The organism is Streptomyces sp. CB02400 (assembly GCF_001905725.1).
In the GTDB taxonomy this organism is placed as follows: Bacteria; Actinomycetota; Actinomycetes; order Streptomycetales; family Streptomycetaceae; genus Streptomyces; species Streptomyces atrovirens.
Map to the genome: position 1 here is coordinate 1 of NZ_LIWB01000017.1, position 23,601 is coordinate 23,601.

Sequence of the window (23,601 nt, forward strand, 5' to 3'; positions counted from 1 at the left end):
AAGAACATAGAGGCACCCCCCCGCAGCTCAGCAGCCACCCACATACGGCGTCTTCCAAACTGGTGACGGTCCGGCGCTAAGAGGTCGTCTCAGTTGGTGCAGCAGCGATAGATCAAGGAGTCCAGACCCATTAGTCCAGCTGGTACCGCTGCAGTGCGGCAATCGCCCTGATGTATGGCCAAAGGCACTGAGTGTAGCTCTCCTGCAGGGAGGAGCGATCTGGAGCCGTCCAGATGTCACCCCAGTGTGGCGCGGGTTAGTGCCTGACCAACCTCGTCGGTTAATGCCGCATCTTCCTGACGAGCGGCGTCCGTCAGGGTCCGGTAGACCTCGGCGAGTTCGGCGATGCCATGTTCGTCACCCAGGTCGAGGAGCAGCTGACCGACATGGAAGCGGACCTCGAGCAGCAGGCGGTCGTCAGGTGACCGGGACCGCAGCTCGTCCGCGAGAGCCGAGAGGGCCTTGAGGGCCTCCTCCAGGTAACCGAGGTGCCTCTGGCACCGTGCGAGACCGAAGCGGCACCGTACCACGTCCTCAGAGTGCTCCGGACCGAGATCTGCCAGGTCTTGTGCGAGGCGGGCGTACGTCGGCATGGCTTGTGCAATGAGCCCCTGCTGGAAGAGCGCTTGCGCGCGTGTGATCCGCACGGCAGTGGAGAGCGACTCGAGCGTCGGACTGTCTGGGGCGGAGAGTGGAGGGAGCGAGCGGGAGAAGGCGGGCGGGCACGTGGCGAGGGGCTCGTGCGGCGACTCGAGTCGTCTCCGGAATTCGCCGGCGGTGGCCGGACGGTCGCTCGCCCGCTTCGCCAGTCCGGCCATGATGACGGCCTCCAGCGCCGGTGAGACACCGGGACGCAGCAGACTGACCGGTTCCGGCATCTTGTACCGATGATGATGCATGACCCGGGCGACATCCACGTCGGGGAAGGGCGGTATGCCAGTGAGCAGTTCGTAGAGCACGCAGGCAAGGGAGTACAGGTCGCTGCGCGGATGAACCTCGCGTCCCTCACACTGCTCGGGCGACATGTAGGCGACGGTGCCCAGGACCCTGTTGTTCTGGGTCAGCCGCGTCTGATCCGTCCTGAACACCTTGGCCACGCCGAAATCCAGCACCACGACTCGGTGACGGTCAGTCAGCATAATGTTGGCGGGCTTGAGGTCCCGGTGGATGACGGGGATCGCATGGGTGTGTTCGAGGACGTCGCAGATCTGGACGGCGAGGGACACGACCTCGTCCTCGGACAAGCGGTGTCCTTCCGCGACGACCTGGGTAAGGTCCCTCCCGAGGACATGCTCCATCACCAGGTAGGCGTCGCTTGCGACGGAATCCACGCGTGCGTCGAGGAAAGCCGGGATGCCCGGGTGCTCCCAGCCCGCCAGCAGATTGGCCTCGAGCGTGAAGCGCCGGATCAGTTCCTCGGGGTGATGGGGGTCGAGGAGTTCCCGATGGATGCCTTTGACGGCCACTGCTCGCCGTGATCGGCGGTCGTACGCCCGCCAGACCTCCCCCATGGCGCCACGGCCGAGTCGTCGGCGCAGCTCGTAGCGCTCGTCGAGGACCTGCCCTTCACTCCACACCAGGACCGTCGCCCGCCGCTTCCATGTCCGCCAGCAGCTCCCCGGCGAGATCGGCCAGTGTGCCTTCGCCAGGCAGGTACCACCGTCTCGTACCTTGCACTGCCGCGGGCTGTTCGGCCCACTCGGCCCTCTCCCAGATCCGCAGAACCAGCCCGGACGGCGAGTAGCATTGGCCGTCCAGCGCCCAGATCAGGGGTTTGCGCGCGTCGTTGACCCAGGTAGCCAGGTACCGCTCAGGGCCCCCGCTGAGCCACTCGCTCACGGCGTCCCGCTCCGTGACGGTGCCCGGACGGTAGATCAGCTGGGCACCGTCGTCGATGAGCCGGTGCTGGACGAGGAGGGGCACTGCGTTGGGACGTCGCCCACGGTTCGGACGCGGCGGGGCGACGAGTCTTCTTCCAGCTCCGTGTTGCAGGGTCTGCAAGACGTCCGAGACGAGGTGTCGGCAACTCTGCTCGTCGCGCAAGATCCGGGTGAGGAAGGCGTGCTGGCCATAGCGAGCGTCCAGGTTGTCGGTCAGAGCGACAAGGACCTCGACGGTGCGCTTCACGGCGCCCTGGCCCCGCGCTTCCCAGTCATCCCCCGGCTCATCGATTCCGTCGCCGCCGATCAGCTGGAAGACTGCGTGGGCGACCAGCAGCTCGGCTCGGTCGGCGACCACGCGCTCGCGTCCTTCCAGGCCGTCGGCCAGGACCGCCAGCTCGTCACGGACCTGGCGCAACATGTTGACGGACCGCCAGATCTGCAACGCGCCTGGCCGATTGTCGAACAGCCGGGAGTAGAAGCCGCCCGAGCCGCGGCGCCACAGGACATCGCCGTCCGCCTGGTACCGGGCGAGCAGAGCGGCATCGGGGTAGGCACAGGTGAGGGCGAGCGCCGCCTCCGCCATGGTGCACCCTGCGGCCGGTGACGGCTCCGGGCCGCCGCGTTTGAGGACGTACGACTTGCCCAGCGACAGGGCGAGGTCCTGACGGATGAGCTCCTGCTGGGGATCCAGCGCGGCGAAGTCCCGCGCTTCCACGTGGTTCTGCGTGTTGGTCGCTCGTGTGATCCGCTGTGCTAGGTCGTTCGGGGCCCCGTCCAGGCAGATGAGGCGGACCGCGACGAGCGCGTCGGCGACCGCCTGCGGTTCCTGCTCGTATGCCTGACGAGCAGCAGCTACCGTCTGCGCCCCGTTCACGACCCTTGCATTGCCCAATTCCAGTCGAACCGGTTGGCCTTGAGCGCGTCGGGCGACATACGTGGTCCGGACAGAGTCGCACAACACCGTGATGCCGTTGTTGAGATACCAGAACTCCTGCGGGGCGTTTAGCAGGCTGTCGACCATGGTCGCGTTGACGTCAGTCGCACCCAGCGGGAAGCGCACGTTCTGATCAAAGAGCCGCATGCCGAACTGTTCGTACCACCCTGCCAGTTCCTCGGCGCTCACCGTGCCAAGATACGTCTGGTAGGGGGTCGAGTTCATGTGCCAGCCGTCCGACAACGTGGCGGTGATCGTCGCAGGCTCGGGCAGAGACTCCCTCCGTACGATGGCGTGGAAGTCGGGCACGCCCAAGATCCGGAAGTCCAGCAGCTCCCCGAACCGGTTGAACTCCCTCACGCCTTCGTGCAACAAGTCGTCTGCCTCAAGCGAGATGCCTTCGTCGCCCAGGGCGGCGAAAACCAGGTGGACCCGAAGGGCTGCCTCGCTGAGCAACGCATCCATCTTGGGGACCAGTTGTTGGAACCTCGCGTTGAACTGGTCGTACCGGAAGTCGAGGAGTTGCTGGACACCGTGGAGCAACTGCTGGACGGCGACGCTGTCCAGCCGGGCGGTGCCCTGCTCGCTCCACTTCGCCTGGACCAGCCAGATCTCCGTGGTCGCGGGTGAGACGAACACGGCGTCGACACCCTGGTCGTCCGCTCCGTCGACGACCGCTGCAGCCGCCTCCGCCGCCGTACAGTCCGCGACCAGCTGCACCGCCTTCGCGGCCAGGGTCCGGGAAAGAAAGGCCCTCTCGCGCTGTGCCGGGGATCCGGTCGTGACGTCGGTCATGTCGAGCAGGCCGACGAACTCCCGTAGCAAGGCGGCACGGATCTGCCGGACCTCCAGGGGAGTACCGTGAAGGGCCTCAGTCCCGTGTTCCATGGCGTGCTCCTTCTGGAACGCTTCGGCTCCGCGCGGCGCGCTCCTCGGCTCCGCGCAGCCGGCACACTAGCTGACGTACTCCACGATCAAGGGGCTCGCAACCAGACAGCTTCCCTCGGTGGCCGTCGCGGGCAGCAGGGCACTCACCCGGGCATAGCCGATCATGAGTGCGGAGGTGCTGACCTCGGCGCTCTCGGCGTCGAGGGCTGTCAGGAGCTCGCGGATGCCGGCCCGGGACAGGGATGTGGCCGGTCCGAGCGGAGTGTCGCCGTCCCGTGCGTCGGGGCCGAGCGGACCCTGGGCTTGGGCCAGTGCGGCGAGGACGTGCCCGGCCTGCGTGACGAAGAGCGTACCGGCACTGTGGCCTCCGCCTTCTAGGTCCGTCAGCGCGGGTCCGTCGATCTGGACGGGGGGACGGCCGCTCAGGTGACGGGCCGACCCGTGAAGCAGCAGGCGACGGGTGACGCCAGCTTCGGGAGGGCTGGGGGCCGGGTCCACGAACAGCACGAGGTCCTGGTACCTGCCGCGGAGCGTGATCCAGCTCAGCGGGGCCTCGAACTGCACCCAGCGGCCGGGAGAAAGCTCGGGCTCCAGGTGTGAGGGCGCGTGCCGCTCCAGGTCCTTCTCCACCCGTTTGAGGTGGCGCAACAGGTCCCGGTCGAGGTCCGTCGCGGGGCTCTCCACGTTGATCCCGGCCATCGATACGCCAGCGTGCAGTTTGATGGTGGGAAGGGCCCGCCGGGGCTCCGGCAGGAACCCGCTCAGCTTGCCCTCGGACAAATAGACGACCTCACGCACTGGCGCTGCCCCCGGCTGTTCCGCTTCTCGGTCTATCAGTCACGCAACTACGCGCTCATCTTGCCATCTCGCACCGACAGCGGCCTCATCGATCGCCCGTGTCCCCGGGACGTCATCAAGCCAGTTGAGACGACCTCTAAAACGGTGGTCGCCAGCGCGGCGCCAGGACAATCCAGACGGCCGCCCGTGCCAGACGCGTGCCAGATCGTGCGGGGAACAACGGGGAATGGCGGAGACCAGGCCGCCGGTCAGTCAGGCCCCGCGCCCGCTCTGCCGCAGGTCAGCCCGACAACCAGCCACAGAGGACCCGAGCTTCCCAAGCTGAGAGCTCGGGACGTCGTCACGGGCTGGCCGTTGCCGCTTGCTCTGGTCGACGACAAACTCCGATAGCGCGGCTGAGGACGGTTGGCGTGTCGCGAGGCATACGCGTGCGTGGTCGGTTGGCGCACCCGCCGTCGGCTGAGGTTCGTGCCACTGCCGTGCCAGATGCAGGGGTCAGCCATGGTCAACGGGGGCGCCCCGTGGCCGAGTTGCCAGCAAGCCTGGTTAGGTATTGAAGCCCCAGCTCAGCGGCACGATCCGCCCGCCTCTCCGGACCAGATCCTGCCCCTGCTGTTTTGCCAGGACAAACTCAGCCAGGTGTGAACTCGTACTGAAGCTCGTACAGATGGCCCGCCTTGACCATGACGGTGGCTTCCACGGGGCATTCGTCGTCGCTGTAGACGACGCGCAGGGTGCGAAGCACAGGGAGATCGCTGGGCAGGTTCAGGGCCTGATACTGCTCCTGGGTGGGGACCCTGGCCGAGACCCGGTCCACGCTCAGGCGTGGCGGGAACCCGAGTTGGCTGAGGAGCGCCGGGGTGCCGCCCTTGATCTTCCGCTTGACGGCGAGGGCGGTCTCCCGGGCGATGGACAGAGGGTAGTAGGACTTGACCAGTTCGACCGGTTCCCCGTCGATCGACAGGATCTGATGACGTAGGACCGCGGTCTCGACGTCGTCGAGGCCCAGCGCGGACGCGACGTCGGCCGGCGGCCGGGTCTCGACCACGTCGAGCAGCGTGCTGTGTGCCGGGGCGCCGAGCTTCGCGGCCTCGGCCAGCCAGCGGTACGGCTTTCCCGGCTCCGCGGGAGCCATGTACGCGGCCGGGCGCATCGTTCGCTGCCGGTGTTCGCGAACGGTGACGGCGGACCCGGCGCGACCCACCACGAGCTGCTCGTCCTTGAGAAGCTGTAGGGCTTTCTGGATGGTCGCGTTCGAGGCGTCGAATCTCTCCTTGAGCTGCGCCGTGGAGGGCAGGTTGGCGCCCGGTGCCAGGTCGCCGCTCATGATTTCGTCGCGTAGGTCGGCGGCGATCCGCTCATGGAGCGACCGTCGGTCCGGCGAGTCGGTGTGGGTGGTGGGCACGGTCATCCGATCCGGATCTCGTAACGCAGGCGTTGCCGGTGTGCCGGCATGACCATCATGTCGACCTGGAAGGGCCGGTCGTCGCTGTCGAGCGTGACCCGGCTCAGTCGGAGGACCGGTTCGTCCGGGCTCAGACGCAGGACTTCACGCTCCTCCGCGTCAGGCATCCGCGCGGTCACGTCCTCGCGTACACGGGCGCCGATGTGCCCGCGCTCGGCGAGGAAGGTCACGGCGCCGCCCGGGATTTTCCTCGCCTCGGCGAGGCGGGTGCCCCGGGCGATGTGCGCGGGATAGTAGGTGTCCGTCAGCTCGCACGGCTCTCCATCGAGTTCGATCACCCGACGGCGCACGATCACCGTCGCTTCCGTGGGCAGCCCGAGAAGCGCGGCGACTTCCTCCGAGGCCGACGTCTCACCGGCGTACGTGATGCGCTGCGTGCCCTTGCCCCCACGGGACTCGGCTTCGGCCGCCCAGGCGTCCGGCCGCCCCTTCTCCCGTGCGGTCAGGTACGGCAGCGAGGTACTGACCCAGGTGCTGTCGCTCACTGTGTCCTCCATGGAGGGGCGGATGTTCGAGCTTGCCGCTTTACACATTAAGCGAGTCGCTCGAGATCACCACCCCCACTCCTCACCTATCTGCTTTTCGCGAATAGTGGTACGGTGTGCCGGACCGTACACCACTGGATCAAGGCGGTGGCTCACCGTGTCTCTGTCACGGCAACGTCGATTTCCGCGGGCGCGTCGCTCCGTGCCCGCCGCGCGCGCGTTCGCTCTCGAAACACTCATGGAGTGGGGCTACCGGGACCGGCAGGACGATGTGCGTCTCTGCGTGTCGGAGCTGGCGACGAACGCTCTGCTGCACGGCGTCCCACCGGGGCGTGAGTTTTCCCTGGCGCTGACCGGAGACGGTCCCCTCGTCCGCGTCGAGGTGCGTGACAGCGGCGGTGGGAACCCCCGGGTGAGAGATGTGGAGGCGGACGGCTGCGGAGGCAGAGGACTTCACCTCGTCATGGCCCTCGCCGACGACTTCGGCGTGACACCGCACCATCCTGGCAAAACCGTCTGGGCGGTGCTCAAGATGGACTCTGCGAAAGTAGAAACAGCTGAGTACACGTGACTCAACGCCCACTTCGGGCGTATCTCCTCCCAACTGGAATGCCGGGTTCAGCCGCATGCTCTCGGCTCTCACCCGCGAAGCCGCCCGTGCGAGGATCGCGACGTGAACGATCCGCGCCTCCGCCTCGCCGAGGAGGCCGACCTCACCGCTCTCGTCCGGCTGCGTGACGACGCCGCCCGCTGGATGCTCGCCCAGGGCGTCACCGGCCAGTGGCGGCCCGGTCAGCTCGGCGAGGACCACTTCCGTGGGGCCATGGCGAGTGGTGAGGTCTGGCTCGCCGAGGCTGACGGCCGTGTGGCCGGGGCGTGGGAGCTGTGGTGGGAGGACGAGGACGCCTGGGGGCCTCAGCCGCCGGTGGCCGGCTATGTGCACCGGCTGATGGTGGACCGCGGCAACGCCCGGCCGGGAACGGGGCGGTTCCTGCTGCGTGCCGCGGAGCGCCGCATCGCCGCGGCGGGACGGGCGTTCGTACGGCTGTACTGCCTGGCCGGCAACGCGCGCCTGAACGCCTACTACCTGGACGCCGGGTACCGGGTCGTCGGCCACAAGGCGGGCAAGCCGCAGCCGGGCGGGGCACCCAAGTCGTTCACCCTCCTGGAGAAGGCCTGCGGACCGGCCGTAGCGGCCGAGTGACTGTGGCCGAGGGGGCGACGCCCCGCTGAGGACCACGACGGCGGGAGAGCCGCTGACGGGATCGAGGACGAGGCCCTGCGCGGTGGCGCGGGGCCTGCTTCGGCTCGGTGGAGGTCGGCCGGGTGGCCCGAGGTGTCCCCGCGTGTGAACGGCCGCTAACCTGCGGAGCATGACCGTACATCTCGAAGTCGCCGAAGGCGTCGGCACGCTGCGGCTGGAGCGGCCGCCCATGAACGCGCTGGACGTCGCCACGCAGGACCGGTTGAAGGAGCTCGCCGAGGAGGCCGCGCGGCGCGAGGACGTGCGCGCCGTGGTGATCTACGGCGGGGAGAAGGTGTTCGCGGCGGGCGCGGACATCAAGGAGATGCAGGCCATGGACCATGCGGCCATGGTGCTGCGGGCCCGCGCCCTCCAGGACTCCTTCACGGCCGTGGCCCGTATCCCCAAGCCGGTCGTGGCCGCCGTCACCGGCTACGCGCTCGGCGGCGGGTGCGAGCTGGCGCTCTGCGCCGACTACCGGATCGCCGGGGAGAACGCCAAGCTGGGCCAGCCCGAGATCCTGCTCGGCCTGATCCCGGGCGCGGGCGGCACCCAGCGGCTGTCCCGGCTGATCGGCCCCTCCAAGGCCAAGGACCTCATCTTCACGGGACGCCAGGTGCGGGCCGACGAGGCGCTGGCGCTCGGCCTGGTGGACCGGGTGGTTCCCGCCGACGAGGTCTACGCGCAGGCGCACGCGTGGGCCGCGAAGCTGGCCCAGGGGCCGGCGATCGCGCTGCGCGCGGCCAAGGAGTCGGTCGACACCGGTCTCGAGACGGACATCGACACCGGCCTCGCCGTCGAACGCAACTGGTTCGCGGGCCTGTTCGCCACCGAGGACCGCGAGCGGGGGATGCGCAGCTTCGTGGAGGAGGGGCCGGGCAAGGCCAAATTCCTGTGAAATCTCGTACGTGACCTTGCAATTGACGCGATGTCTGATTCCGGGTCCCTCGATGGGGCGGTTTATGGGAGCCTTAGGACACCCTTAAGCCGTTCGTGTCGAGGGAGTCCGTCGATTGCCTGAGCGCGAGCCGTTTCCCCAGGTCGGACGGCATTTCGAAGGCTCCGAAATGCCTTCGGCATATGTCGATGGCTCCATGTCGGACAGGGGCGTACGGGGGGCGTATTCCCCCGGAACGGCCCCCGAGGGTCCCTCGGACGGCCATGATGGGGGCATGGCGGGGCTGGATGGCAGGGAACAGCCGCGGGGAGACGGACGTGCGACCGCGTCGCGCTGGTCGCCGACGGTCGAGGACGAACGCGCGCTGAAGGCGCTGGAGTTGTACGGCAACCCGACGGAGGCGGAAGTTCCGCTGCCGTCCCGTCCCGAGTCCGCCGCCATCGCCCGCCGGCTCGCCCAGGTGGTCATCCTGCGGGAGTGGGGCCTCACCGCCAAGACCGCCGAGGACGCCGTCCTGCTCGTCTCCGAACTGGTCGGCAACGCCGTACGGCACACCGGCGCCCGCGTCTTCGGCCTCCGCATGCGCCACCGGCGCGGCTGGATCCGGATCGAGGTCCGCGACCCGTCCCGCGGACTGCCCTGTCTCATGCCGGTCCAGGAGATGGACGTCAGCGGCCGGGGCCTCTTCCTCGTCGACAAGCTCGCCGACCGCTGGGGCGTGGACCTGCTGCCCCGCGGCAAGACCACCTGGTTCGAGATCCGCGTGATGGACCGCTGAGGGTCCCCGAGGATTCCCGAGGGGCGTCCTCACCCGCGTGGCTTGAGTCTCCAGCCACTGGAAGGCCCAGACTCCCGGACATGACCGACGACGGCACCGGACTTCTCACCATCGGCGAGCTCGCCCGCGCGACCGGGCTGTCCGTGCGCACCATCCGCTACTGGTCCGACGAGGGCGCCCTGCCCCCGGTGGCCCGTTCGGCGGGCGGGTACCGGCTCTACGACGCCGGCTCCGTCGCCCGCCTGGAACTGGTCCGCACCCTGCGCGAGCTGGGCCTCGGCCTCACCGACGTACGCCGGGTGCTGACCGGTGAGACGACGGTCGCGCAGGTCGCGGCGGCGCACGTGGCCGCGCTGGACGCGCAGATCCGGTCGCTGAAGGTGACCCGCGCGGTGCTGTCGACCGTGGCGCGACGCGGCTCGACCGCAGAGGAGACGACGCTCATGAACAAGCTGGCACGGCTGTCCACCGCCGAGCGAAGGCGGATCATCGAGGACTTCATGGCGGAGGTCTTCGACGGCATCGACACCGCGGACCCCGACATCCGCACCCGCCTGCGCTTCGCCGCGGCCGACCTGCCCGACGACCCCACCCCCGAGCAGGTGGACGCCTGGGTGGAGCTGGCCGAGCTGATCCAGGACCCGGAGTTCCGGACCACCATGCGCAGGATGATCGAGTTCAACGCGGCGGACCGGGGACCGGACGTCCCCTCCGGCAGCTCCCTGTGGTTCATGAGCCGGCTGGTGCGGCTCGCGGGCGGGGCGATCGGGGACGGCATCGCGCCGGACTCGCCGCGGGCCGCCGGCGTCCTGCGCGAGCTGATCGGGGACGCCGATTCGGCCGCCGTACTCGAACGCCTCGCGGCGGCGACGGACGTACGCCTCGCCCGCTACCGCGAGCTGTCCGCGATCGTGAACGGTCTGGAACCGCCCTCCGCCTACGAGGAGCAGTTCGGGTGGGTGGTCGCCGCACTGGAGTCTCAGGTGGCCCGATAATCTGACCCGCGTCAGCAAGACGGCAAAGTACGAGATGAGGGGCGGACCGGTGGCGGACATCGAGGAAGCGCGCAAGCAGTTCGAGCGGATCGACACGGACGGGGACGGGGCCATCACCGCTGCCGAGTTCAAGGCCGCCCTGGCGCAGGGCGGTGACTGGAACGTCACCGAGGCGGTCGCCGAGGCCGTGATCAAGTCCCAGGACCTGAACGGTGACAAGGTCCTGTCGTTCGACGAGTTCTGGGCGCACCTGAACAAGTAGGTCCGGTGAAGAAGTAGGTCCGGAATAGCCCGTCCGTTCCGGGGGTTGATGCCGATCATGGTGGTTCCCGGAGGGAACCGGAGCGGACATCGATCCCCGGAAGGGCGAGGCGAGCGGACATGAAGATCGGCATCATCGGGGCGGGCAACATCGGGGGCAACCTCACGCGGCGGCTCACCGCCCTCGGTCACGACGTCTCCGTCGCCAATTCCCGCGGCCCCCAGACGCTCACGGAGCTGGCCGAGGAGACCGGCGCGACGCCCGTACGGGCCGAGGACGCGGCACGCGGCGCCGAGATCGTCGTCGTCACCGTCCCGCTGAAGGCCGTACCGGACCTGCCGTCCGGCCTGTTCGACGGGGCCGCCGACGGCGTGGCCGTCATCGACACCGGCAACTACTACCCGCGGCAGCGCGACGGCAGGATCGCAGGCATCGAGGACGAGGGCGTCACCGAGAGCCGCTGGACGGAACGGCAGATCGGCCACCCCGTGATCAAGGCCTTCAACGGCACGTACGCCCAGGACATCCTGGACCGCCACCGCCCCGCCGGCGACCCCGGCCGGATGGCGCTGCCCGTCGCCGGCGACGACGAGGCGGCCAAGCGGAAGGTGCGGGCCCTGATCGACGAGCTCGGCTTCGACACCGTGGACGCGGGCGGCATCGACGACTCCTGGCGCCAGCAGCCCGACACCCCGGTCTACGGCCTGCGCGCGGGCGCCGACGACGTCACCAAGGCGCTGGCGGAGGCCTCCCCGGAGCGCAAGCCGGAGTTCCGCGGCTAGGCGTCCTCGGCCCACTTCTTCAACGCCGACCTGCTGGAGAAGTCCGCCACGTTCTTGTCCAGCGGGTCGTCGGTGTACTGGTGGAAGCGCCACTTCGCCTGGACGCGAGGTTTCCCGGCGGTGACGTAGTCGGCGATCCAGAGGCCGTCGCCCGCGTAGGAGGTGGTGTCGACGTCGAGCCAGAAGTGCCTATTGGCGTAGAGGATCACCCTGTGATGCGGCCTCAGCTTCTTCACCTTCCGGATGAAGCGGTCCTTCTCCGCGTTGCTCGCCCGTGTTCCCTCGCCCGTCGTCTCCCAGTCGACCGCGAGGATGTCGCCCCGCTTCTCCGGGGTCTCGCGCACGAAGTACTCCGCCTGGGCCGTGAGGTTGCCCGGCCAGAGGAAGTGGTAGAAGCCGACGACCAGGCCGGCGTCGCGGGCCCGCTTCGTCTGGGCCGAGAGCTTGGGGTTGGTGTACGAACGGCCCTCCGTCGCCTTGACGAAGACGAAGGACAGGCCGTCGGTGTCGTACGAGGACGGCTGGTACGCACTCACGTCGATGCCGCGCAGCATGGGGCTCCCTGATGAGGTGCTGGTGGGGGGAGGGGAGTCGAATGATTTCTTCCCTGCCCCGGCACGGGCGACCCGTCCGGCAGGCGGAAAGTTCGGTCCCGGCGGTCACTGACGCCCCTGGTGTCACTCCTGCGTCGTTTCCCCGTCATGTGCTGCTCACTTCGCACAGATGAACTAGCCGGAGAAGTGACGTGAGTTGACGACCGATGAGAGCGCGGAGAGACGACATGGCCGAACCGGCCGAGGTGGTGGCGTTACCCGCGCCGATCGACACGCTCCTCGCCGCCGCCGTCGCCCGGCGCTTCTACCTGGAGCACCGGTCGAAGGTGGAGATCGCCAAGGAGTTCGGCATCAGCCGGTTCAAGGTGGCCCGCCTCCTCGACGCGGCCGTGGCCCACGACATCGTGCGGATCGACATCACCGTCCCGGCCGAGATCGACGTCCCGCTCGGACGGGCGCTGACCGAGCGGTTCGGACTCCGGCACGGCATCGTTGTCAACCTGGGGCGCGGCGAGGGCGGTACGGCGGTGCCGGCGGACCAGCGGCAGAGCGGGCGCTGGCTCGGCACGGCGGCGGCCCGGCTGATCTCGGAGATCGCCGAGGAGGGTGACGTCCTCGGGCTGGACGGCAGCCACGCGGTGGACGCGCTCAGCGAGGCGGTCACCCGGCTGCCGCCGTGCGACGTGGTCCAGCTGACCGGGGTGCGCGGGCGGGACCTCGCCCATGACGCCGCGATCACCGCGGTCCGCCGTACGGCCGCGGCGGGCGGGGGCAGGGCGTTCCCGCTCCACACCCCGTTCCTGCTGCCCGACGCGGTGACGGCCGCCGTCCTGCGCAGCCAGCCCGCCACCGCCGAGACGCTGGACCGGTTCGGCCTGGTCACCAAGGCCGTCGTCGGCATCGCGGCGTGGGACGCCCCGCACTCCACGGTGTACGACGCCCTGTCCGAGCGGGAGCGGGAGACGCTCCGGGAGGCGGGAGCGTGCGCCGAGGTGGCCGGCCATGTCCTGGACGCCGCGGGGCGGATGATCCCCACCGAGCTGACCGCCCGCACGATCGCCGTCAGCGCCGCCGAACTCCGTGGCGTCACGGAGCTGATCGGCGTCACGGCCGGTGGACGCGGCACCGGGGCGGTCCGTGCCGTACTGAGCTCCGGACTGCTCACCGGGGTCGTCACGGACGCCACGACCGCGCGCCGCATCCTCTGGCACGACGACCCGGACGACCCGGACGGCCTGGACGAATGGGCACGGACCGCACCCGCACCGGCGTCCCGATCCACCGAATGAGGACAGCGATGAGCCAGCAGGACGAGGCGCTTCCGCCCGTTCCGGACGACATCCGCGAGGCGGGCCGCCTCGCCCCTGACCACTGGCTGGGGGTGGTCGACCCGATGTGGTCCGGGGAGGGGAAGCCCCCGGAGTGGGCGATGACCGGCCGGTGGCGGTCCGGCCTCGACGGCGAGATCGTCGAGTGGGAGGACAACCCCGAGTACCGGCCGTCCCCGCGTGCGCTCGGCTGGCCCGAACCGGAGGACGAGGTGGACCGCGCCGTCCAGCTCGCGTCGACCGGATACGGGCCCGGCGAGGCGGTTCCGGCCGCGCTGGCGGGACGCGAGGTGGCCGTGCTGACCGCGCCGGACGGCGGTCCGCTGAGCGCGGCGGCGCCGGACGGGACGCCGGTCGTGCCGGTGTTCACCTCGTCGGTGTTCCTGCACACGGCGGGGCGGTTCGCCTTCGAACTCGTCGGCGTCGACGACCTCGTGACACGCGTCCCCGAGGGGCACGCGCTGTATCTGAACCCCTCGGCCGCGGTGGGCATGCTGCTGGACCTCGGCGCCGTACGCGACGCCGTCCAAGGCGGTGCGGGGGAGCGGCCCCCCGCTGCCGCCGCGCCCGTGGGCCGTACCGCGCGGGTGCTGACCGAGGCCGTGCACCCGGTACGGGGGACGGACGCGTGAGCCGCTGGTCGTCCGTGGTGCGGGGCCGGGGGCGCAGGTCCGGATCCGATTCCGGTTCCGGCTCCGGTACGGGCCGCCGTGGTGCGGCGAGTCCGGCCGGCGGTACGAACGGCACCGGGAACCGGGGCGTCGGTGGGCCCCCGGTCGAGGACGTCGACGGCGTGCTGCTGGTGCGCTCGGTCGAGGACGACTCGTTCCCGCTGGACGTCGTGGCCGAGGTGGCGGGCGCCGTCGGGCGGGAGGAGGACGTCGTCACGGTGATCGTGGGCTCCGCCGCCGGGGGCGGGGCGCCCGACGCCGACCACTGGGCACGGCTGGGCGCGCTCCTCGACTCCCTCCGCGCGCGGGGCACCGACCGGGTCCGGCTCGTGATGTCCGGCGCCGGTGACGACCGGCCGGACCGGCCCAGCGTCGCCCGCAGGATCGCGGACGCCTGGGAACTGGAGGTGACGGCTCCGGACGGGGCCGTCCTGATCACGCCCGGGGGCGCGCTCTTCGTCCACGGCGACGGCCGAGCCTGGTGGCGGTTCGCGCCCGGTGCGGAGCCCCGGAAGGTGGGCCGGCGCGCACCGGCGCCCGCCTGGGAGGAGGCGCTGGACGGGGTGCCCGCGCGCACGTCCGGCGGCTGTGTCGTGGACCGTGTCCCGGCGGGCGTGGTGATCCGCCCGGCCGAGGCACCCGGGCCGGCCCCCGACGACCTGTGCTTCTCCGTGCCCGTCGACTTCGAGCGGCTGACGGTGCTGGTCGGTGCCCCGCGGGCGGAGGACGTCGGCGCCGACGAGGTCGCCGCCGTGCTCGCGGGGCTGCCGGAGGCGGAGCGGGCCCGCACCCGGCTCGCGCCCGGCGGCCGGCGTGACCTGCTGCGGCTCGGGCAGTCGGTCGCCGACCTGCTGGGCACCGAGGTGGAGGTGCTCACCGGCCTGCCGCTGCTCGACGACCACGCACCGCCCGGAACTCCTCCCCGGCCCACGCTGGTCGGGCTGGACGGGAGGCCGAGCTGGCGGCCGTTCGTGTCGTCCGTGGTCTGCGGGCCGGTCGACTCCGAGGGGCGGGCCCCCGTGCCCAGGCCGGTGGAGCTCCACCCGCCCGACTGGATCCTCGGTGGCGGCGAACGGGGGACGGTACGGCTGACGGACCACTGGCAGGCGACGGTGACCCGGGCCGGCCTCGCCCTGTGGGCACCGGACGGACCCCGTCCGGGGCCGCTCGGACCGGCCGTCGACCCGGAGGTGTGCGCCATCGAACTGGGCATGCCGGGGCAGCCGTTGGACGGCTCCCTGCTGCCCGCGCTGTCCCGCCTCGCGCGCGGCCTCGGCACCGACGTCCGCGCCCGCACCACCCTGCTGGTCCGCGGCAGACTCCTGGCGGGCGACGGCGCCCTGCGCCGCCTGGCCGCCGAACACGGCATACCCAACATCCGCTACCTCACCTCCGGCCGGCCTTCGCGCCCCGGCCCGGCGGCCGGTCGGCCGGCCACGGCGACCAGCCGACCGGGCACGGTCGCGGAGCCCGGCCGTGTCCCACCGCAGGGGCGGGCGGCCCATGGGCCCGGCCCGACCGCCGCGTCGCCGGCTGCCGAGCCCGGTACGGGCGCCGACGACCCGTCGGCTACCAAGCCCGGTCAGGCCGTGCCGGCCATGGCCCACGGGCCCGGTACAGCCACTGCCTCGCCTGTTGCCCGGCCTGCCGTCGGGGTGGGCCGTGGGCCCGGCGAGCCTGGTGAGGCTTCGGCGTTCGGTGAGGCGGCCCGTGGGTCCGTTACGACCCCTGCCCCGCCTGTTGCCGGGGCCGGCCGTGGGCCTGGCGGGGCTGTTGCCGGTCCGCGGGCCGGTGGGCCCGGTCGTGCTGTGCCGCCCGGTGCGTCGGGCCGGGGGTCTGACAGGGCTGTTGCCGGTCCGCGGGCCGGTGGGCCTGGTGAGGCTTCGGTGTCCGGTGGGGTGGTGGTCCGTGGGTCCGGTACGACCCCTGCCCTCCCGGCCGGCGGGCCCGGCGCCGGGGTGGCCCGTCGGTCCGGTACGGCTGTGAGTGGTCCGTCGGCCGCCGGGCCCGGAGGTGGGGCGGTCCGCCCCGACGGTGTGGCTGCCGCCGGTCCGCGGGCTGCCGGGCCCGGGGCACCGGTGCCCCCGTCTGCCGCGTTCCCGGACGCTCTCCGGGGCGGCGGGGACGCCGAAGCGATCGGTCCTTCGGTCGCCGGGCCTGCCACCTCCCCGGACGTCCAAGTGGACGCGGATGCTCCCGGCCGGCCGGCCGCCGGTGCCGGGGGAGCGGTGGGTGTGCCGCCGGGCTCTCCGTCGGAGAGCGCCGAACCCGAGGAGGCGGAGCGCGGGGCGTCCGTGCCCGCCGCGTCCTCGGAGTCCCGTCCGGAGGGGCGGCCCGCCGAGGGGTCCGCGACTGCCGCGTCGCCGGAGGCAGGGGCCGGCGCCGGGAGCGAGCCGGGGGCTTCCGGGCCCGGTGCGGCGCCGGACGGCGGGGCGGGTTCGGGGACCGCAGGGCCCCGGTCCGCCTCCTCGGCCGGGACGCGCCCCGGAGCCGACGGTGTCGTCGGCGGGGCGGGGCACACCTCCGGTGAGCGGGGCGGTCCGGGGCCGGCCGGCGGTCGGGCCGTACGTGCCGAGGTGCGGACGGGACCGCAGGGGCGGGCCGGGGGAGCGTCCGCGTCGAGCCCTGCCGCCCTTCCGTTCGTGCCCGGGCATGTCAGCGGGGCCGCCGAGCGTGCCGCGTTCCGGGATGCCGCGGCCGGTGCCTGGGAGGTGCACGCCGCCGCCGTGTCGCGGGTGCTCACCCGGATGCCCGCCCTGCGCGGCCACGAACTGGAGGCCGCCCGGACCGACCTCATCGCCGCGCACGCCTACCTCACCGCCGAGGAAGGGTCCCTGCACCACCGCGAGTTGATCCGGGACCTGCGCACCGGCGAGGGACGCCTGCTGCCCTACGCCGGGTGCCTCGCCTCCGCTCTGCGCCGGCTGCCCTCCTACCGGGGCGTGGCCCTGCGCGGCGGGGACGCCGACGGCCCCGGACCGGCGGTCGGCACGCTGCTGCACGACCCCGCCCCGGTCAGCGCCCTGGCCGGAGCCTCGGCGCTCCCCGCCGGGGCTCCCGTGCGCTACGCGATCTGGTCCGTCACCGGACGCAAGGTACGGCAACTGATCGACCGGCCGGGCGGACCCCCGGAGGCGTACGAGGAGATCGTCTTCGTGCCGGGGACCGGCTTCCGGGTGCTGGGGGTACGGACCGTGCCCGCGGGCCCCTCCGTCGTACTGCTGCGTGAGCTCCCCGGGAACGCGACCGCCTACATGGACGGGTCGGAGGAACTGAGCGGGCTGGACCTCAAGGCCCTCACGCACCTCGAGGAGGCGCTGGCCAAGGGCTTCCGCCTCGGCGACGACCCGCAGTGGCCGGAACGCTGCTCCGGGCCCGTGGGCCAGGACGGATAGCGAGCGGGGCCGCGCCGCACGACCACCCACCACCCCACAGTCCACACCGATCAGATCGAGGAGAACGATGGCACGTCAGAACAGGCCGCCCGCTCCCGACGGGCCCGACGGCACGGGCGGCTCGTCCGTCCGCAGGGCCGTCTCCCTCGGGTCGGCGGCGGCCGACCCCGGCCCGATGCTGGCACCGGCCGCACGGCGTACGTCCGTACCGGAACCCGGCGAGGGCGACACCGGGGGAACCGAGGAAGCGGCGGAGACGGCCCGACCGGCCCCGGAAACCCCCGACACCTCCGAGCAGCCCGACACCGCGGCCGCCACGACCGAGGAACCGGCCGCAACGGCCACCGCGTCCGCCTCGCAGGAGCGGCCGGAAGCGGAGAGCGAGAGCGCCGCCGAGCCGGCCGCCGCAGCCACCACAGCCGGCGAGGCCGCCGGGGTGGGCGGAACCGCCACCGCCGCTGCCGGTGCGGACGGGCCGCCGTCCGGGAACCCGAAGAAGCCCCTGCTCGCCGCCGCCGGCATCGCGGGCGTCGTCCTCCTGGCCGTGCCGCTGCTGATCTGGGCCACGGACGACTCGCGGCAGAAGAAGGAGAACGTGGCGGTGGCCGCCGGGTCCCACACGCTGCTGGAGGAGGACCCCCTGGAGGTGCCGAAGGGCGACTACGCCCCGGCGGAGCCCACACCGGAGCCCTCGACCGAGAAGCCGTCCGCCAAGCCGAGCCCCGTCGTCAAGAAGCCCGCCCCGGTGACGAGTTCGGCGTCCGCCCCGGTCAGCGAGTCGCCCAAGGCGACGAAGAAGGCGGAGGCCCGGACCGAGGAGCGCGAGGCCCCGAAGCTCCCGCCGAACACCGCCGCCTACGCCGTTCAGCGGCTGGCCGCCTCGGATCCCGGCCGGCACATCTGCTACCGGGTCCACAGGAAGGGCGCCGGCTGGACTACCCCGAGGTGCGACGGGGCCATGTCGGGCCAGGGGCTGCCGATCACGGCCATCAACATCGCGGTGGTCGGCGTCAAGAGGGTGTCCGCCAACGAGTTCGTCCAGAAGGACGGTTGGACGACCGCGTGGTCGGGTGCGGCCGACGGGACGGACCTGACGCTGGGCAGCGCGGCCTCGAACGCGCCGAACCTCAGCGGCTACGCCATCGGCGTCGAGGACGGCAACGTCTGCCACCACCACAAGCTCGGCGGGCACGACTGGGGCGCCTACATGTGCGAGTCGTCCGAGGGCTGGAGATTCGGCGGGTCGCTGGAGCCGGACCTGTGGCTGGAGTCCGTCAAGTTCAACGTCTGAGGGGCGCGACAGCGCGGTGGACGCCCGCCGGCACCGGCCGGCGGGCGTCCGTCTTCAGCACGTCACAGGGCGGCCTCCCGCCGCCGGGCCGGCGGCAGATCCTCCGGCAGCAGCGTCGTGAGGTCGGCGAGGCTGGGCGAAGCCAGCCCGCCCAGCCGGCGGGCCTGGCTCGTCATCATCGTCTCCAGCAGTTGCCGGGCGAGCCGCGCGTTGCCGAAGGACCGGTCGCGCGGGATGGCGTCCACATGGGCGCGCAGCGCCTCGACGGTGGCGTCGGCGCACTCGTACCCGGAGGCGGCGGCATGCCGGGACACGATGGTGACCAGCTCGTCCGTGCTGTAGTCCTCGAACGTCACGAACTTGGAGAACCGGGACGTCAGACCGGGGTTGGAGGCGAGGAAGCGCCCCATCTCCTCGGTGTACCCGGCGACGACGACCACGATCTCGTCGCGGTGGTCCTCCATCAGCTTCAGCAGGGTGTCGACGGCCTCGCGGCCGAAGTCGTTGGACGATCCCTCGGGGGTCAGGGTGTAGGCCTCGTCGATGAAGAGCACCCCGCCCAGCGCGCTGGTGAAGACGTCCTTGGTGCGCTGGGCGGTGTGGCCGACGTACTGGCCCACCAGGTCCGCCCGCGCCACCTCCACCAGGGAGTCGCGGGGGAGCACCCCCAGCGAGTGCAGGAGCCTCGCGTACAGCCGGGCCACGGTGGTCTTGCCGGTGCCGGGCGGCCCGCTGAAGACGAGGTGGTTGCTGATCCGGGGGGCGGGCAGCCCGGCGGCGATCCGCTGCCGGGCGTTGGTGAGGAGACTGACCAGGTCGGCGACCTCCCGCTTCACGGCGGCGAGCCCCACCATGGCGGTGAGTTCGGCCATCGGGTCGGAGGCGCCGGACGCGTCGCCCGCGTCCTGTGCCGTGCCGGCGCCGACGGCCGCCGCCTCCGCGTCGCCGACGTCCTGCGGCAGCAGCAGCGTCAGGTCGTTCTCCGCCGGGTCGGTCATGGCCGCGAGCCGGAACGCCTGCCGGTCCACCATGTCCTCGAACACCCCGCGCGCCGCACGGCCGTTGCCGAAGGTCGCGTCGCGCGTCATCTGCTCGAAGCGTACGGCGAGGGCCTCCCGGGTCAGCGGCCCGAGCTCGAACTGGTGCCGCCGGCAGAGGCTCTCGGTGATCGTCACCAGCTCCTCCACCGCGTAGTTGCCGAACTCGATGGTGCGGGTGAACCGGGAGGCGAGACCGGGGTTGGCGGTCAGGAACGACTCCATCTGCTCGGAGTAGCCGGCCGCCACCACGACCACGTCGTCGCGGTGGTCCTCCATCAGCTTCAGCAGGGTGTCGACGGCCTCGCGACCGAAGTCGTTGGACGTTCCCTCGACGGTGAGCGTGTAGGCCTCGTCGATGAACAGCACGCCGCCCAGCGCGCTGTTGAACGCCTCGGTGGTCTTGATGGCCGTACCGCCGATGACCTGCGCGACGAGATCGGCGCGGGCGACCTCGACCAGGTGTCCGCTCCTGAGCACGCCCAGGTCCGCGAGGATGCTGCCGTAGAGGCGGGCGACGGTGGTCTTGCCGGTGCCGGGCGGCCCCGCGAAGATCAGGTGCCGGCTCATCGACGGGACCGGCATGCCGAGCCGGCGCCGGCGCTCCGCGAGCTGGTTCAGGTTGACCAGCGTGTTCACCTGGTGCTTGACGTTCTCCAGGCCGGTGAGCGCCTCCAGTTCGGCCAGCGGGCCCTCGGGCTCCGGCTCCTTGCCGGGACCGCCCGGAGCGCCGTCCTCGCCGCCCGTGTCGGCCGACTCGCCCCAGCTGTCCGGCAGTCCGTTGTCCGTGCTGGTCAGCAGCTCGACCGTGAGCCGCTCGCTCGCGCGGCTCTGGCGCAGTCCCGCGCCCCGGTTGTCGCGTACGACGCACCGGGTGACGTCGACCGGTTCGGCGCTGTCGATCCGTACGCCGTCGCCCGTACTGCCGGTGATCTCGCAGGAGTCGAGGACGGCCCGGCCGCCGCGCGACACCTGGACGCCGTGGGCCTTCGAGCCGTGCACCCGGACCCGCTCCAGGGTGATCTCCGCGCCGTCCCGCACCCCGACCCCGGCGTCGGCGCTGTCACCGATCTCGCAGTCCCGCAGGGTGCCCCGGCCGCGTTCGCCGACGAGCAGGCCCGAGCGGGCGGCGGAGGTGAGGACGGTGTCGCTGATCTCGGGGTCGGAGTCGTCGTCGATGCTCAGCGCGCAGCCGCCGGCGGACTCGATCTCGCAGTGCTCGAGCCGGCCGCGGCCGTCGTCGGTGAACTCGATGCCGTGGCCGCCGGAGCCGGTGACCCGGGCGCGGCGCAGCAGGGGGTTGGCGGCTGAGCGCACCGAGATGCCGACGCCGGCCGCGTCCAGGACCTCCAGGTGCTCGAACTCGGCCGTGGAGTCGTCCCAGAGCTGCACCGCCCCGGCGGTGTCGGCGCAGTCGCTCACCACGGTCTCCCGCAGCAGCGGGGCACCGCCCTCGACGACCCGTACGGCGGCCTCGGTGGAGCCGTGGAACGAGCAGCCCTCCAGGGTTCCGCGCGAGCGGTCCAGGACGAGCAGCCCGCTGGTCTTGGTGCGCCGGGTGACACACCCGCGCAGCACCGGGTCGGCCCCGCCGGAGATGACGATGCCGCTCTGCGCGATCGACTCGAAGGAGGTCTCCTCGATCTCCGGGCGGGACATGCTGGTCACCAGCAGGCCCACCGAGGTGTGGTGCACGGCGCACCGCAGCACGCGCGTCGAGCTGTGGCCCTCCAGGGCGATGGCCGGCTTGTCGGTGCCGGAGATGTCGCAGCCCTCCACGGTGCCGCGGGCCTCGCCGCTCGCCAGGACGCCGTTGGCCCGCGCGCCCCGGATGCGGCAGTCGCGGACGAGGGGTCCGGCACTCTCGCCGATCACCACCGCGGAGGTGCCGAAGTTCTCGAACACACAGTCCTCGACGATGCTCTCGGACTCCGAGGAGTCGACGAGGCCGGCGCCGCCGGGGTTGCCGATCCGGCAGCCGCGGGCGGCCAGCGAGCCCTTGCCGCGGACCAGCAGCGCCGTCCACCCGGAACCGGTCACGGTGCAGTCGTCGAGGGCCGCCTGACCGGCCGGTACGTCCACGACCGCGGCCTCCTTGTCGCGGCCCCGGAGGGTCAGGGCGCTGAGCATCACGGCGTCGGCCATGAGGGTGACGGCGGTGCCGTCCCGCGGGCAGAGCTCGACGGTGCCCGGCTCGCCCTCGCCGACGATCGTCACCCGGTGCCGGATGACGAGGTTCTCGGCGTAGCGGCCGGGACGGACCCGGATCACCGCCCCGGTGCGGGCCTGGGCCAGTGCCTCACCGATCGTCTGGAAGCCGTCCGACCGTTCCGGGCCGACCGTGAGTATTTGCCGTGCCACGCCTCGAACCTCCTTGTGCTGTTGCCTGGTTGGCGTTGTGCGCCGTACATTTCGTGTGCATATCATGCGGCTCATGCGGAATGTCATGAAACATCGGGGTGCGGGTCTCGTGCTGGCGGTCGCCGTGGTCCTGCCGGTCACGGGCGGGCCGGCCCTCGCCGCCCCCACCGCGCCGTCGGCGAGCCCCGGTGCCGACGATCCGGGGGCCACGCTGCTGCCCCCGCTGCCCGTCCGGCTCGGCGAGGGCAACCCGTGCACCGGGGCCTCGGAGCAGACGGCCACCGGAGCGGCGTGGTCGCAGACGGCGCTCGGACTGTCCCGGGCCCAGCGGATCTCCCGCGGCGGCGGGGTGACCGTCGCGGTGGTCGACACCGGGGTCGCCACCGGCGTCCCCAGCCTGTCCGGCAGGGTGGAGGCCGTCGACGGGGCGGCCGAGGACTGCGTGGGCCACGGCACGTTCGCCGCCGGCCTGATCGCCGCCGCACCGGAGAAGGGCAGCGGCATCACCGGGGTCGCCCCGCAGGCGGAGATCCTCGCCCTGTCCGGCACCGACGACCGGGGGGTGCCCTCCGTGGAACGCGTGGCCGCCGGCATACGGACGGCGGCGGACCGCGGCGCACAGGTCATCTACGTCGGCCAGGTCCTGCGCACCGGCAAGGCCGAACTCACCGCCGCCGTCGCCCACGCCACCCGGCGCGACGCGCTGGTCGTCGCCCCGGCCGCGCCCGACGCCGTGGCCCGCGAGGAGCAGGGGCCCGACGGTGAGATGCCCGAGGGTCCGTACTGGCCGGCCGCCGCACCCGGCGCGCTCGCCGTCGTGGACTTCGGCCCCGGCGGCGTACGGCAGAAGAACGCGCCGCCCGCCCACGAGCCCGACCTGTCCGCGCCCGGCAGCGAGATGGTCAGCGTCGGCCCGGGAGGTTCCGGCCACTACATCGGTTCCGGTGCCTCGCTGGCCGCGGCGGGCGTCGCCGGCGCCGCCGCCCTCGTCCGCGCCTACCACCCCGACCTCAAGGCGGCCGAGGTCACCCGCCGCCTCCTCGGCACCGCCTACCCCTCGGACACCCCCCGCCTCGACCCGTACGCGGCCCTGTCCCTGATCCAGGACCACACGGAGCCCTCCGAGCAGCCCCCCGCCCCCGCCCAGATGCCACCCCCCACCGACCCCACCCCCCACAACCGCTCCCTGACGATCGCAGCGGCAGCCCTGGCCACGGTCCTCCTCCTGGCAGCCCTGGCAGCGGTGATCCCCCGAGGCCGTACCCGCGACTGGCGCCCTCCGAGCACCTCCTGAGGAAGTCGTCACCGCACCCGTCCGTGCCGGCCCCCACTCGCCCGGCCCGGGGTGTGCGGGGTGTGCCGCGTCGGGGCGGGCCGGGGGGTGGTTGCGCAGCCCGGCGCCCTCGGGATGCCGTCGCGCCCGCCCTCCCCCACTCTCGGCTCCGCTCGAGCGGGGGGACCCCCATCGCCCTGGGGGCACCTCCCAGGCCCTTGAGGCACTGGGGGAGGCACGACTGCCCGCGGATCGTGGCGGCGGTGCGGGAACCCTCTCC

Annotated in this window: 19 protein-coding genes; 12 read left to right on the top strand and 7 right to left on the bottom strand. The window is 72.1% G+C overall.

The annotated features are described in order from the left end of the window. Positions 1-236: 236 nt before the first annotated feature. From AMK33_RS31050 to AMK33_RS31070, 5 genes are all read right to left on the bottom strand, one after another. Positions 237-1,577 (bottom strand): serine/threonine-protein kinase, encoded by a 1,341-nt coding sequence (locus tag AMK33_RS31050; RefSeq protein WP_073936335.1) that lies wholly within the window; start codon positions 1,575-1,577, stop codon positions 237-239. After that, positions 1,567-3,705: an AIPR family protein gene (locus AMK33_RS31055; RefSeq protein ID WP_073936336.1), complete on the bottom strand. Its 2,139-nt coding sequence runs from the start codon at positions 3,703-3,705 to the stop codon at positions 1,567-1,569. The genes AMK33_RS31050 and AMK33_RS31055 overlap by 11 nt, the downstream gene beginning before the upstream one ends. A 66-nt stretch (positions 3,706-3,771) precedes the next feature. After that, positions 3,772-4,503 carry an SAVMC3_10250 family protein gene (locus AMK33_RS31060; protein WP_073936337.1) on the bottom strand — a complete coding sequence of 244 codons (732 nt, stop codon included), beginning with the start codon at positions 4,501-4,503 and terminating at the stop codon, positions 3,772-3,774. Positions 4,504-5,134: 631 nt separating this feature from the next. Continuing rightward, the gene (locus tag AMK33_RS31065; RefSeq protein WP_073936338.1) at positions 5,135-5,914 is read right to left on the bottom strand and encodes a GntR family transcriptional regulator; all 780 of its coding nucleotides are present in this window, start codon (positions 5,912-5,914) and stop codon (positions 5,135-5,137) included. After that, positions 5,911-6,453 (bottom strand): GntR family transcriptional regulator, encoded by a 543-nt coding sequence (locus AMK33_RS31070; RefSeq protein ID WP_073936339.1) that lies wholly within the window; start codon positions 6,451-6,453, stop codon positions 5,911-5,913. The genes AMK33_RS31065 and AMK33_RS31070 overlap by 4 nt, the downstream gene beginning before the upstream one ends. A gap of 157 nt (positions 6,454-6,610) precedes the next feature. On the opposite strand from AMK33_RS31070, the gene AMK33_RS31075 reads away from it, so the two are divergent. The 7 genes from AMK33_RS31075 (at position 6,611) to AMK33_RS31105 (ending at position 11,411) form a co-directional block, all read left to right on the top strand. Next, positions 6,611-7,024, top strand: a complete 414-nt coding sequence (locus tag AMK33_RS31075) for an ATP-binding protein (protein ID WP_073936340.1) — start codon at positions 6,611-6,613, stop codon at positions 7,022-7,024. Between the two features lie 102 nt (positions 7,025-7,126). After that, entirely contained in the window at positions 7,127-7,657 is a 531-nt protein-coding gene (locus AMK33_RS31080; protein ID WP_073936341.1) for a GNAT family N-acetyltransferase, read from the top strand. A gap of 169 nt (positions 7,658-7,826) precedes the next feature. After that, positions 7,827-8,594 (top strand): enoyl-CoA hydratase/isomerase family protein, encoded by a 768-nt coding sequence (locus AMK33_RS31085; protein ID WP_073936342.1) that lies wholly within the window; start codon positions 7,827-7,829, stop codon positions 8,592-8,594. Positions 8,595-8,763: 169 nt separating this feature from the next. Then, positions 8,764-9,372: an ATP-binding protein gene (locus AMK33_RS31090; protein ID WP_073936343.1), complete on the top strand. Its 609-nt coding sequence runs from the start codon at positions 8,764-8,766 to the stop codon at positions 9,370-9,372. Between the two features lie 80 nt (positions 9,373-9,452). After that, positions 9,453-10,367: a helix-turn-helix domain-containing protein gene (locus AMK33_RS31095; protein WP_073936344.1), complete on the top strand. Its 915-nt coding sequence runs from the start codon at positions 9,453-9,455 to the stop codon at positions 10,365-10,367. A gap of 49 nt (positions 10,368-10,416) precedes the next feature. Next, entirely contained in the window at positions 10,417-10,629 is a 213-nt protein-coding gene (locus tag AMK33_RS31100; protein ID WP_073936345.1) for an EF-hand domain-containing protein, read from the top strand. Positions 10,630-10,721: 92 nt separating this feature from the next. Further along, positions 10,722-11,411 (top strand): NADPH-dependent F420 reductase, encoded by a 690-nt coding sequence (locus tag AMK33_RS31105; RefSeq protein WP_327380165.1) that lies wholly within the window; start codon positions 10,722-10,724, stop codon positions 11,409-11,411. Here AMK33_RS31105 and AMK33_RS31110 read toward each other — a convergent pair. Continuing rightward, on the bottom strand, positions 11,408-11,965 hold the full coding sequence (locus tag AMK33_RS31110; RefSeq protein ID WP_073936347.1) for a glycoside hydrolase family 25 protein: 558 nt from the start codon (positions 11,963-11,965) through the stop codon (positions 11,408-11,410). The two genes, AMK33_RS31105 and AMK33_RS31110, sit on opposite strands and share 4 nt — an antisense overlap. 227 nt (positions 11,966-12,192) lie before the next feature. Here AMK33_RS31110 and AMK33_RS31115 point away from each other — a divergent pair, with 227 nt between their 5' ends. From AMK33_RS31115 to AMK33_RS31130, 4 genes are all read left to right on the top strand, one after another. Then, positions 12,193-13,254, top strand: coding sequence for a sugar-binding transcriptional regulator (locus tag AMK33_RS31115; RefSeq protein WP_073936348.1), 1,062 nt, complete (start codon positions 12,193-12,195; stop codon positions 13,252-13,254). Positions 13,255-13,262: 8 nt separating this feature from the next. Continuing rightward, positions 13,263-13,925 carry a type VII secretion system-associated protein gene (locus tag AMK33_RS31120; protein ID WP_073936349.1) on the top strand — a complete coding sequence of 221 codons (663 nt, stop codon included), beginning with the start codon at positions 13,263-13,265 and terminating at the stop codon, positions 13,923-13,925. Next, complete coding sequence (locus AMK33_RS42555; protein WP_073936350.1) at positions 13,922-17,359, top strand: hypothetical protein; 3,438 nt, start codon at positions 13,922-13,924, stop codon at positions 17,357-17,359. Before AMK33_RS31120 ends, AMK33_RS42555 begins: the two co-directional genes overlap by 4 nt. A gap of 67 nt (positions 17,360-17,426) precedes the next feature. Beyond that, positions 17,427-18,650: a hypothetical protein gene (locus AMK33_RS31130; protein WP_073936351.1), complete on the top strand. Its 1,224-nt coding sequence runs from the start codon at positions 17,427-17,429 to the stop codon at positions 18,648-18,650. Positions 18,651-18,712: 62 nt separating this feature from the next. Here the strand turns inward: AMK33_RS31130 and AMK33_RS31135 are convergent, their stop codons facing one another. Then, positions 18,713-22,048: a right-handed parallel beta-helix repeat-containing protein gene (locus tag AMK33_RS31135; RefSeq protein ID WP_073936352.1), complete on the bottom strand. Its 3,336-nt coding sequence runs from the start codon at positions 22,046-22,048 to the stop codon at positions 18,713-18,715. Between the two features lie 73 nt (positions 22,049-22,121). Between AMK33_RS31135 and AMK33_RS31140 the strand changes: the two genes are divergently transcribed. After that, positions 22,122-23,342, top strand: coding sequence for a S8 family serine peptidase (locus AMK33_RS31140; protein WP_235618258.1), 1,221 nt, complete (start codon positions 22,122-22,124; stop codon positions 23,340-23,342). Positions 23,343-23,601 lie beyond the last annotated feature (259 nt).

What these genes read in the sequence shown, in the direction of transcription:
- AMK33_RS31055 (WP_073936336.1), bottom strand. Translation starts at nt 3,705, where the DNA reads ATGGAACACGGGACTGAGGCCCTTCACGGTACTCCCCTGGAGGTCCGG.
- AMK33_RS31065 (WP_073936338.1), bottom strand. Translation starts at nt 5,914, where the DNA reads ATGACCGTGCCCACCACCCACACCGACTCGCCGGACCGACGGTCGCTC.
- AMK33_RS31085 (WP_073936342.1), top strand. Translation starts at nt 7,827, where the DNA reads ATGACCGTACATCTCGAAGTCGCCGAAGGCGTCGGCACGCTGCGGCTG.
- AMK33_RS31090 (WP_073936343.1), top strand. Translation starts at nt 8,764, where the DNA reads ATGCCTTCGGCATATGTCGATGGCTCCATGTCGGACAGGGGCGTACGG.
- AMK33_RS31095 (WP_073936344.1), top strand. Translation starts at nt 9,453, where the DNA reads ATGACCGACGACGGCACCGGACTTCTCACCATCGGCGAGCTCGCCCGC.
- AMK33_RS31110 (WP_073936347.1), bottom strand. Translation starts at nt 11,965, where the DNA reads ATGCTGCGCGGCATCGACGTGAGTGCGTACCAGCCGTCCTCGTACGAC.
- AMK33_RS31115 (WP_073936348.1), top strand. Translation starts at nt 12,193, where the DNA reads ATGGCCGAACCGGCCGAGGTGGTGGCGTTACCCGCGCCGATCGACACG.
- AMK33_RS31120 (WP_073936349.1), top strand. Translation starts at nt 13,263, where the DNA reads ATGAGCCAGCAGGACGAGGCGCTTCCGCCCGTTCCGGACGACATCCGC.
- AMK33_RS31130 (WP_073936351.1), top strand. Translation starts at nt 17,427, where the DNA reads ATGGCACGTCAGAACAGGCCGCCCGCTCCCGACGGGCCCGACGGCACG.
- AMK33_RS31140 (WP_235618258.1), top strand. Translation starts at nt 22,122, where the DNA reads ATGCGGAATGTCATGAAACATCGGGGTGCGGGTCTCGTGCTGGCGGTC.